Raw genomic sequence first — 8,620 nt, forward strand, 5'->3', positions numbered from 1 at the left:
TTGAATTCCAGACGGGGCTGATGGCGCCGCTTTGCGGCGATCCTTGCGCGTGGAGACCACCATGAATAAACAGCGCTTCGCTGGACCGGTCGCGATCGTAGTCGCCGTCGCAGTCGGGAAACCGCGGCTCGATGCGGAATGTGCGCCCGGTAAGCGTGAAAGCCGTGACGTGACGCGTGAGTCGCAGGGTACGGCGCTCGCCGTGCCGGTTGACATCGGCGTGTGGACGGCCGATGCGCGTGTGGGCGGACTGGATGTCGATCGCGCTGTCGATTGCGTCGAGACCGGCAGCGGCTCGCGACTTTCGTTGCGTCATTGACATGCCGATGTGGCAGATGCGGACAGTAACGAGGCAACGCCGCTCATCGCGCGGCCGCGCGCGCTCCGCGCAGGGCTTCACGCTGATCGAAGTGCTGGTGGCGTTGGCGATCGTTGCGATCGCCCTCGGCGCGGTGACGCGTGCAATCGGCGCGCTCGCCACCGATACCGACAGCGCGCGGCTCAGACTGCTCGCGCTCTGGAGCGCCGACAACGCACTCAGCGCGATAAGGATTCCGATGGCGTGGCCAGCGGTGGGACGAACGACTTTCGACTGTCCACAGGGGCCTTATCGGTTCGTCTGCCGTCAATCGGTGACGTCGCTTTCGAGTCCGCTGGTGCGCCAGGTCGCGGTGAGCGTGTACCCGTCGGCGTCGAGTGGATCCGTGCTCGCGGAGGTGGTGACGGTGGTCGAGAATGAAGCGCGTCACTAAGGGGAGCCGCAGCGGGCGGCGCGCACGGATCGGTGGTTTCACGCTGATCGAGATGCTCGTCGCGATTACGCTCCTCGCGGTGATCGCGATGCTGTCATGGCGCGGTCTCGATGCGACGATTCGCGGCCGCGACGGCATCATCACCAACCTGAGCCAGACCCGCCTGCTGGGCCGCTATTTCTCGCAGATGCAATTCGATCTGCTCAATCTCGTTACCGCCGACGAAGTGTTCGGGCCGCCATTGCGTATTCGCCCGAACGAACTCGTGCTGGTGCGGCATCTGAACGTCGGTGGCGGTCCCACGTTCGTGCAGGTCGTCCGTTATCGACGCGACGGCGATCAGCTGATTCGCAGCGCATCGGCACCGCTCGCATCGCTGGCCGAACTCGATGACGCGCTCCATCACATGGATCAGTTCGCCGGCGTCGTGGTCGCGAACTCCGCGCGTTCGATGCAACTCGCCGTATGGCTCGCGCCGACTGGATGGACGACTAGCCAGGCGGTGGTCGATCAGGCGTATGCGGATTTTCTGTCGCAGCACGGGATCGCGAATATCACCGCGCTCTATACGCCATTGCCGCGCGGGCTGCGGTTTTCGGTGACGCTCGGCACGCCGCCGGTCGAGTATGTGCGGATGCTGCCCTTGGGGCAGTGAGGCAGCGTAAATCGCAGCAGCGTTGCCACGTTAATGCGCCATGCATTGAGACGGACGCTGTTTCCACGATCGGCCGATCGGTGCCGTATCAAAGCACATAGGGCGGAACACGGGCCTCAAGCGCATTTGTCAAAATGGTCCGTAACATTCGTCATACCCCTGTTACTGCCTGTCCGCTAGTCTCGCGTAGGACATCAATCAGAGTGGCGCGCCGTGTTTGGCGGCGCGGCGACCGAAGCGTTTTTTCGCGAAACGGCAGGGGCGAATATGGACGTCGACAACGCATCCAATGCGGATGCAAATGCGGTGGTTGAAGCGGCCGCAAAGCGGCCCGCGGCGGCGGCGAATTTCTCGCGCGCGCAGGAGCTGCACAGCAGCGGACGATTCGATGCGGCGGCGCACGAGTATGAGGGCGTGCTGGCGCGGGAACCGGACAACGCGAAGGCACTGCATCTGTACGGTGTGTTGCAGTATCAGCGCGGGGCGCGTGACGATGCGGAGCGGTTGATACGGAAATCGCTCGCGCTCGATTCAGCCGATGTGAGTTCACTATCTGATCTCGGCGCGATTCTGGCCGACAGTGGTCGCGTGAGCGAAGGTATTGAACAGTTCGAAGCGGCGCTGCGTATTGATCCAGATAACGTTCAGGTGCTCGTCAGACTGGGCAATACGCGGCTTGGCCAGCGTCAGTTCGAAGCGGCGCTGGCTGTGTTCGACCGGGTGCTGCAGGTGTCGCCGCTCGTCATCGATGCGCTGTGTAACCGGGGCAGCGCGCTACGCGCGCTGGGGCGTCATAAGGAAGCGTTGGAGACTTATGACCGCGCGCTGATGGTCGATCCGCGATCGTTCGAATCGTGGTTCAACCGCGCGCTGGTGTTGCGCGAAATGAAGCGTGATGCCGAAGCGCTGCATTGCCTTGATCAGGCTATCGGGATCCAGCCGGGTATTGCGGCGATGTACTCGTTGCAAGGGCAGACGCTGGTTGAGCTGGGGCGGTTGAATGAGGCGCTGTCGGCGTTTAATGAAGCGATTGCGATCGAGCCGGGGATGGTCGAGGCGCTTGTTAACAGCGCTGTCGTACTGGAGCGTCTGAATCGTGCGGCTGAGGCATTGAACCGGTGCGAGCGCGTACTTGCGTTGGTGCCGGGGCATGGGGCGACGCTCGCATGCCGGGGCAATGTGCTTCAGCAGATGAAGCGCTACGACGAAGCGCTTGCAAGTTATGACCTGGCGCTTCAGGCCCAGCCGGATACGGTGGACGTGCTGTGCAATCGGGGCACCGTGCTGCGTTTCCTGAAGCGCTATGACGACGCGCTGGAGTGCTACGACAAGGCGATTGCCGGTGATGGACAACTCGCGCAGGCGTGGACCAATCGTGCGAGCGTGCTGCAGGATCTGCACCGCTATGACGAAGCAGTGGTTGCGTCGAACAAGGCGCTGGAGCTGCGGCCCGAGAATGCGACGAACTGGCTCAATCACGGCAATCTCCATTATGAAACGGGCCAGGAAGCTGACGCATTGCACGCGTATGGTCGTGCCGTCGCGATCGATCCCGACTATGCGGAAGCGCACTGTTCGCTGGCCGTGCTAAATCTGCTTCGGGGCGACTTCGAGCCGGGCTGGCGGGAATACGAATGGCGTTTCAAAGATCCGACGTTCGTGAGCAGTTTCCGGCAGTTCGTGCAGCCGCAGTGGAGCGGACGCGAATCGCTCGATGGCAAAACCATTTTGGTGCATGCGGAGCAGGGCTTTGGCGACACCTTGCAGTTCTGCCGATACGCGTCTCTGCTGGCGGATCGGGGTGTTCGCGTGATCCTCGCCGTACAGTCACCGTTGCACTCTCTGCTGACCACCTTGAGTGGCTCCGCGCAACTGCTGGGCAAAGGCGATTCGTTGCCGGCATTCGATTTCCATTGTCCGCTGCTGAGCCTGCCGCTCGCATTCAGCACGACCGTGGAGACGATTCCGCGGCAGACGCCGTACCTGCATGCCGATCCGCAGCGCGTGCGTGACTGGGAAGCGTTGCTGGGAGAAAAGCGCCGGCCACGTATCGGAATTGCGTGGGCCGGGAATCCCGAGCACCGTCACGACCATAAGCGGTCGATCGAGCTGGCCGCGCTGTCATCGCTGTTTTCGCTCGCCGTCGAATGGATCAGCCTGCAAAAGCAGATTCCCGAGCGTGACGAACAGCAACTGCGCGCTGCACCGATACGCCGCTTCGATGACGAACTGATCGATTTCGCCGACACCGCCGCGCTCATCAAAACGCTTGATCTGGTGATTTCCGTCGATTCCGCGGTCGCGCATCTAGCTGGCGCGATCGGACACCCTGTCTGGATTCTATTGGCCGATCCGCCGGAGTGGCGCTGGATGCGCGCACGTGACGACAGCCCGTGGTATCCCGGGGCCAGGCTGTTCCGCCAGACCGTTCCTGGGCAGTGGTCTCACGTAGTTGACGCGCTCGCGCGCGAGATTTCAGCAATCAGACGTTAAAGCAGCAAATAGCCAAATCAACAGGGGCGAGGGCATGACTTCGAATGGGGATGGGACAACGCTTGCAGTACCTGTGGGGCTGAAGCAGCCCGCCGCTAATCCGCGGCCGGATGCTTCGACGCTGGACCGGCTGTTTCTGAGGGCTCGCAAACTCCATCAGGAAGGCGCACTTGATCAAGCGGTGAAGGCCTACGATCAACTGCTTGCGCTAGACCCGGAACATGTGGAAGGTTTGCATATGCTCGGTGCGGCCCGCTTCCAGCAGGGCCGCTTCGAGGAAGCGGAAGCGTTGATGCGGCTGTCGATCGGGCACAAGCCGGCTCCGCTGTCGCTTGCCAATTACGCCGCGGTGCTGGCGAGTCTCGGCCGCTATGACGAAGCGGTGAGCCGTCTCGATGATGCGCTTGCGATCAATCCATCTCACCAGCGCACGTTGTTTCAGCGTGCCACTTTGCTGTCGCAGCTGGGCCGGCATCAGGAGGCACTGGCTGGCTACGATCGTTTGCTCGAGTTGAACCCAGGCTTCACGGAAGGGTTGCTTAAACGCAGCGAGACGCTGCGCGCACTGGGACGCTTCGATGACGCACTGGCGAGCGCGAATCGCGCGCTGACGAGCGCCGGTTTGTCGTTCGATGTGTGCCGCGAGCGCGGTCTCGTGCTGCGCTCGTTGGGCCGCTATCGTGACGCGGCCGATTGCTATGGGCACGCGCTGTCGGCCAGACCCGATAGCGCCGAGTTGCTGTTTCTGCGCGGCGTTACGTATCTCGATCAAAACGCCGACGATCTGGCGCTGGCCGATTTCAATTCGGCGATGGCGATCAGCCCGGACTTTATCGATGCGATTTTCAACAGCTCGGTGGCGTTGGAGCGGCTTGGGCGCCACGCCGAGAGCATCGCGCGCTGTGATCGGCTACTTTCGATGAACCCACGACATGCGGCGGCGCTTGCCAACCGCGGCAATGCGTCGAGACATCTCGGCCGCAATCGCGAAGCGGTCGATCACTATGCTCGCTCGCTCGAAGTGGAACCGGACAGCCTTGGCGTACTGTGCAATTACGCGAGTGTGCTGATGCGCGTGAACCGCTACGACGACGCGCGCGCTGCATGCGATCGCGCGCTCGCCTGCGACACGAATTATGTTGCCGCGCGTCTGACGCGCGGCCGCGTATTTCTGGAAACGCACCACTACGACGATGCGCTGATCGACTTCGACGACGTGCTGGCCGCGACACCGGGCGACAAGCTCGCGCACTTCCATCGCGCCAATGCACTGCGCTCGCTGCGGCGCCACGAAGAGTCGAAGAGCGCGTACCTGCAAGCCATCGAACTCGATCCGGACTACGTCGAAGCGCACTGCGTGCTGTCATTCCTGTGTCTGTCGATCGGCGATTTCGAGACCGGCTGGGAAGAATACGAATGGCGTTGGCGTGATTCTCAACTCGATTCGAGCCGCCGCCAGTTCGCACAGCCGCGCTGGACCGCCGACATGCCGCTCGAAGGGCGCACGATCCTCCTGTACGCGGAACAGGGCTTGGGCGACACGCTGCAGTTCTGTCGTTACGCGAGGCTCGTCAAGGAGGCCGGTGCGCGGGTCGTGCTCGAAGCGTCGGAAGACCTGCGGCCGCTGCTGGCGAGCCTTGGCGGCGTCGACATCGTGGTCGCGCGCGGCACGCCGTTGCCGCCGTTCGATCTGCACTGTCCGCTGCTGAGTTTGCCGCGCGAGTTTCACACCGGTCTGGCTTCGATTCCTGCCGATGTGCCGTATCTGCGCGCCGATCGGGAGCGTGTCGAACGATGGCGCGAACGGCTGGGTCCGTCGACGCGTCCGCGCGTGGGGCTCGTATGGTCTGGCAACCCGAACCACCTTAACGACCGTAATCGTTCGATGGCGTTGAGCGAGTTGCTGCCGCTCCTCGACGATAGTTGCGAATGGATCAGCTTGCAGAAGGTGATTCGTGACGAAGACAAACCGGCGCTCGAATCGAGTTCGATTCGTCATGTCGGCGAACAGCTCGCTGATTTCGGCGACACCGCCGCGCTGGCGCAGTTGATGGACTGCGTGGTGAGCGTTGATACGTCGGTCGCGCACCTCGCGGGCGCATTGGGTGTGCCGCTAGCGGTGATGGTGCCGCACACGCCTGACTTCCGCTGGCTTCTCGATCGTGACGACAGTCCTTGGTATCCGCGCGCAAGACTGTTCCGGCAGGCGCAGGCGGGCCAGTGGGCGTCGGTCGTCGAGGCCGTTAAGGCGGTGCTCCCCGAGATGACGCGTGGAGCGGCGACGTGAGCCCGCAGCAGCGGCAGGCTGCGCCTTTTCTCGGCTCTCCGATGATCGGTCAGAATCCCGTGCAGGCGGCCGTCGGTGATGCGTTGCGTCGTGCGCGCATGCTTCTCGATAAAGACGATCTGGCCCAGGCTCGACCGCTTTACGAGGGCGTGTTGGCGATCGCTCCGCACAACGTCGAGGCGATGCATCTGCTGGGGCTTGTTTATCTGCGGGCCGGCGATGCCGCGCGTGCCGAACCACTGATTGCCCGCTCGATCCAGGCGGGTTGGCGGCAACCGTGGAATCTCGTGAACTATGGCGCGGCATTGACTGGCGTGGGGCGTCACGAGGAAGCGCTGACGGTTATCCAGGAGGCGCTTTGCGTCGATCTTGGGCACGGGTCGGCGCACGCGGTCGGACACTCGGTTCGCGGCGACGCACTGCTTGCACTGGCAAGGTTCGAAGAGGCGGTGGCGTCCTATGATACGGCGCTGCGGCAGGCGTCGGGCATCGGCAGCGCATGGCGTGGGCGAGGTGTCGCGCTGGTGCGCCTCGATCTTCCCGCCGACGCGCTGATCTGCCTCGAAAACGCGCTGCGCATCGATCCCAACGACGCGCTCGCGCATACCGAACGTGGGCACGCATTGCGGGCGCTGAAGCGATACGAAGAGGCACTGTATTGTTATCAGCTCGCGATGGTCGTGCTGGGCCGAACGCGCGATCTGCTGCTGGCGACGGGAACGATCCTGACGGATATGGGCCGGGCAGTGGAAGGACTCGCACGTCTCGACGAGGGGCTGGCCGTTGCCCCCAATGATGAGGCGCTGCTTTACGCGAGTTGTGTCGCGCTGGACTTGCTTCATGACCGTGATGAACTGCTGCGCCGTTCCGACCGTCTGCTCGCCCATTACCCGGACAACGTTGCCGCGTGGATGGGCCGTGGCAATGCACTGCTCGGTCTCGCGAGAAACGCCGAGGCGGCGCAGGCGTATGGGGAAGCGCTGAAACGTGAGCCGGCGTGGATCGATGCGCTGAGAAACCGCGCGGCAGCACTGCGAGCAGTCGGCGAACTGGCGGAGGCACTCGATCATTACGATCGCGCGCTGGCGCTGACGGGAGCCGATCCCACGCTGTTGTACAACCGCGCGATCACCTATCAGTTGCTGGGCCGCTATGACGAAGCGCTGACGGATCATCAGGCTGCGGCAATTGCGCCGGCGAGTTCACCCGAACAGCTCTATGCGCGCGGCACGGCCCGGCAGCAGACCGGGGCACACGAGGCTGCGCTCGGCGATTTCGAACTCGCGCTCACGGACGATCCGAATCATGGTGTCGCTCGACGCTCCGAGGCCTATTGCCGGCTGCTGCTCGGTGATTTCGACAAGGGCTGGCGACAGCACGAGTCGCGCTGGGTGGCCGGCGATGCGATGTTGACTCGCCGTTACGTAGACCGCCCGTTGTGGCTCGGCGCCGAGTCGATCGCCGGTAAAACGCTGCTGCTTCACGCAGAACAGGGGTACGGCGACACGTTGCAGTTCTGTCGCTATGCGTCCCTCGCGCATGCACGCGGCGCGACAGTGATCCTCCATGTGCCGCCGGCGCTCGCGACGCTGGTCCGCTCAGTGCCCGGTGTGGATCGAGTCCTGCCGGACACGGAGGCGCCGCCCCGATTCGATCTGCATTGCCCGCTGCTCAGCTTGCCATTGGCGTTCGGCACGATGCTGGATACGGTTCCGGCAGACGTTCCGTATATGAGCGCCGATCCGGCGCTGTGCGAACAATGGGCCAGTCGCGTCGACGCGCTCGCAGGTCCTGGACGTCTGCGAGTCGGGCTCGCATGGTCGGGCAATCCGCGCCACAACAACGACGAGAACCGCTCGCTTCCGTTCGCGATGTTGGCGCCGCTTCTTGCGCTAGACGTGGCTTTCGTGAGCCTGCAACCGCAGGTGCGCGAACGTGACATGGAAGCGCTCGCGGCAAGCGGCGCTCTCCGTTTTGAGGATGCACTGTCCGACTTCGCGCAAACCGCCGCGCTGATCGCGGCGCTCGACGTCGTCATCACCGTCGATACCTCGGTTGCGCATCTGGCCGGCGCGCTCGGCAAATCGGTGTGGGTTCTGCTGCCGACCGTGCCGGACTGGCGATGGCTGATCGGCCGCGAAGACAGTCCGTGGTACCCGAGCGCTCGACTTTTCCGCCAGCACCGACCCGGCGATTGGCCCTCAGTGATCGCCTGCGTGCGCGATGCACTACAACACGCGGCCAATGAACCACGCATTCGCTGAACACCCGAATTTGACAAAAGGTACGGACCTTTTCGGGTGGCGAAAATGGTCCGTACCTTTGGCCACGTCGCTGCCATATGCAATTCGTATTTTCTTCTGATTTAGCTGGCCGCACGTAGCCAGTGGCATTGACCTTCGCGTCGCGCAACCCTCTTGCGCGCGACGCGCA

6 protein-coding genes are annotated in these 8,620 nt (G+C 63.3%); all 6 read left to right on the top strand.

The features are described from left to right. Positions 1-61: 61 nt before the first annotated feature. The 6 genes from L0U82_RS23040 (at position 62) to L0U82_RS23065 (ending at position 8,451) form a co-directional block, all read left to right on the top strand. Positions 62-319, top strand: a complete 258-nt coding sequence (locus L0U82_RS23040) for a hypothetical protein (RefSeq protein ID WP_233834817.1) — start codon at positions 62-64, stop codon at positions 317-319. Between the two features lie 16 nt (positions 320-335). Continuing rightward, on the top strand, positions 336-752 hold the full coding sequence (gene gspI / locus L0U82_RS23045) for a type II secretion system minor pseudopilin GspI (protein WP_442793652.1): 417 nt from the start codon (positions 336-338) through the stop codon (positions 750-752). Continuing rightward, positions 736-1,407, top strand: coding sequence for a PulJ/GspJ family protein (locus L0U82_RS23050; RefSeq protein ID WP_233834821.1), 672 nt, complete (start codon positions 736-738; stop codon positions 1,405-1,407). Before gspI ends, L0U82_RS23050 begins: the two co-directional genes overlap by 17 nt. A gap of 267 nt (positions 1,408-1,674) precedes the next feature. Then, positions 1,675-3,900: a tetratricopeptide repeat protein gene (locus L0U82_RS23055; protein WP_233834823.1), complete on the top strand. Its 2,226-nt coding sequence runs from the start codon at positions 1,675-1,677 to the stop codon at positions 3,898-3,900. A gap of 34 nt (positions 3,901-3,934) precedes the next feature. Then, positions 3,935-6,187: a tetratricopeptide repeat protein gene (locus L0U82_RS23060; RefSeq protein WP_233834825.1), complete on the top strand. Its 2,253-nt coding sequence runs from the start codon at positions 3,935-3,937 to the stop codon at positions 6,185-6,187. Further along, on the top strand, positions 6,184-8,451 hold the full coding sequence (locus L0U82_RS23065; RefSeq protein ID WP_326489754.1) for a tetratricopeptide repeat protein: 2,268 nt from the start codon (positions 6,184-6,186) through the stop codon (positions 8,449-8,451). Before L0U82_RS23060 ends, L0U82_RS23065 begins: the two co-directional genes overlap by 4 nt. Positions 8,452-8,620 lie beyond the last annotated feature (169 nt).

Origin of the sequence: Paraburkholderia sp. ZP32-5 (assembly GCF_021390495.1) — a bacterium.
GTDB lineage: Bacteria > Pseudomonadota > Gammaproteobacteria > Burkholderiales > Burkholderiaceae > Paraburkholderia.